Source organism: Roseomonas sp. GC11 (assembly GCF_024437745.1).
In the GTDB taxonomy this organism is placed as follows: Bacteria; Pseudomonadota; Alphaproteobacteria; order Acetobacterales; family Acetobacteraceae; genus Pseudoroseomonas.
In genome coordinates this window covers 1-2,300 of sequence record NZ_JANFNY010000175.1, presented here as the reverse complement: position 1 = coordinate 2,300, position 2,300 = coordinate 1, and the positions used below count along the sequence as shown (strand labels likewise).

2 protein-coding genes are annotated in these 2,300 nt (G+C 80.4%); one reads left to right on the top strand and one right to left on the bottom strand.

The window, feature by feature from the left end; translation table 11 throughout:
* Positions 1 to 194: hypothetical protein (locus NON00_RS24380; RefSeq protein WP_256025398.1), on the bottom strand; the 194-nt coding region annotated here is incomplete at its 3' end.
* A 226-nt stretch (positions 195 to 420) separates the two neighbouring features.
* Here NON00_RS24380 and NON00_RS24375 point away from each other — a divergent pair.
* On the top strand, positions 421 to 2,277 hold the full coding sequence (locus tag NON00_RS24375; RefSeq protein ID WP_256025396.1) for a hypothetical protein: 1,857 nt from the start codon (positions 421 to 423) through the stop codon (positions 2,275 to 2,277).
* Positions 2,278 to 2,300 lie beyond the last annotated feature (23 nt).

Here is a 2,300-nt window from a genome sequence, read left to right as displayed (position 1 = left end):
GCGCCTGCTGCACGAAGCCGATGCGCCGCCCGCGCAGCGCGGCCTGCCCCGCTGCGTCCAGCGCCACGCCATCCGGCGGCGATGCAGGCGCTGGAGGCCATGGCCGCCAGCCGTGCCGCCCCGGCCTCCTCAGCCCCGGCCTCCTCCGCCCCGGCTTCCTCGGCCCAGCAGGTGCCCACGGCTCTGGTGCCCACGGCCCCGGTCGCCGGCCCGCCACCCGCCACCGTGCCGGCCTCCCCCTCCGCCCTGGCCACCCAGCCGCCGGCCCGGCCCGGCCCGATGCCCGCCCCAGTGGCGGCAGCCCCCGTGCCAGCCCCCCTGCCAACTCCAGTGCCAGCCCCACTGCCCGCGCCCGTTGCCGCAGTGCCCCAGCCGGTGCCGTCCCAGCCCGTGCCGGCCCCGCCTGTTCTGCCCCAGGCCATGCCGTCCCGGGCCGTGCCGCTGCCTTTCGGCCGCGCCATCGCCGCCGCCGCGCTGCGCCGGGGTGATGCCCTGCTGCTGGCCTTCGACGACAGCCGCCCGCCCGACATCGCCGCGCTGCGCCGCCTCTCCCCGCTGCTGGCCGGGGTGGAGGCGGTGGAAGTGCCGGGCGCCGCCGTGCTGCGCCTGCCGCTCGCCCCCGGCGCCCCCACCCCCGCCCTGCGCCGCGAGGGGGAAGGCGGGTGGGTGCTCCTCCCCGCCGCCGCCGCCAGCCCCGCCGCCGCCCTGCCGCTGGACCAGGAGGAGGGCGAGGCCCCCCGCCTGCTCTTCCGCGCCGAGGCGCCGGGCCGCGTCATCGCCGTGCCGGACCCGCAGCGCCGGGAAGGCCAGGCTGGCCCCCAGGGCCTGCTGCTGCTCGGCCTGCTGCCCGCCCCGGCGCGCGGCGTGCCGGTGGCGCGCGACTTCCCGCCCTTCGACCTGCTGGCCACCGGCCAGGGCGTGGCGGTGGCGGTGCGCGACCCCTCCACCGTGCTGCGCGCGGTGCGCGAGGGCTTCGCCATCCCCCTCGCCACCAGCGGCCCGCTGGCGATCGGCCCCGTCTCCGCCGGCCATCTGGCCGCCACCGCCGCCGCCATCCCCCGGCTGCTCGCCCTGCCGGAGCAGCCGCCCGCCGCCCTGCTGGAGCAGCGCCGCGCCACCCTCGCCGCGCTGATCGCCGCCGCGCCGCAGGAGCGCGGCGGGCTGCGCCTCGATCTCGCGCAGATCCTCCTCGCCCTTGGCCTCGGGGCGGAGGCCCAGGCGCTGGTGCAGCTCACCCTGGAGGAGGATCCGCGCCTCGCCGGCGAGCCGCGCGCCCTGCTGCTCGGCGCCGCCGCCGCCCTGCTGGCCGGGCGGGTGGAGGAGGCGCTGGCGCCGCTCGACGATCCGCGCCTGCCCGCCACGGGCGAGCCGCGCCTGTGGCGCGCCCTGGCCCGGCTGGAGGCCGCCGGGGAGGAGGCGCCCGAGCCCGCCGTGCTGGCCGACCTCGACCGGCTGGCGCCGCTGCTGCTGCGCTACCCGCCGACGCTGCGCGACCGCCTCCTGCCGCGCGCCGCCCGCGCCCTGGTGGAGGGCGGCGCCCTGCGCGACGCCGCCGCCCTGCTGGAGGAGGCCGGGCAGGCGGGGGCGCCCGTGACGCCGCCCTATGCCTTCGCCCGCGCCCGGCTGGCCGAGGCGCGCGGCGACCTCCCCATCGCCCTCGCCAGCTATGAGAAACTGGCCGAGGGGCGGGACCGTGACATCCGCGACCGCGCGCGTGGCCGCATCGCCGAGGCCGGGCTGGCCAGCGGCCGGCTGGAGCCGGGCGCCGCCGCCGCCATGCTGGAGGCCGCCATTCCCGCCTGGCGCGGCGATGGCCGCGAACTCGCCCGCCGCCTGCGCGCCGCTGAGCTCTATCATCAGGCGGGCCAGCATGAGAGCGCCCTGGCCCTGCTGGAGGAGACGGCCCAGCTTTTCCCCGACGCGGCGGAGCAGGTGGCGGCGCGCACGGGGGAGGCGCTGCTCGGCGTGCTGGCGGACCCGCAGACGCCGGTGCTGGAGGCCGCCCAGACCTTCGCCCAGCGCGAGGCCGAGCTGCCCCCCGGCCCGGCGCTGGAGGCGGCGGCGCAGCGCATCGCCGAGGGGCTGGCGACGCTCGACCTCTACGAGCCGGCGGCGGATGTGCTGCGCCGCGCCGCCGCCCACAGCGCGCGCCCGGCGCCGCTGCGCCTGCGCCAGGCGGAATTGCAGGTGGCCGATGGCGCGGGGGCCGCGGCGCTGGAGACGCTGCGCGCTCTGCCTGGCGGAAGGGATCGTGCTGCGCCTCTCGGCGCCCCGTAACGGCAGGCTTTGATCCCATGGAT

Bases quoted from the DNA above. Each gene is read 5' to 3' on its own strand.
- NON00_RS24375 (WP_256025396.1), top strand. From the start codon at position 421: ATGCCGTCCCGGGCCGTGCCGCTGCCTTTCGGCCGCGCCATCGCCGCC.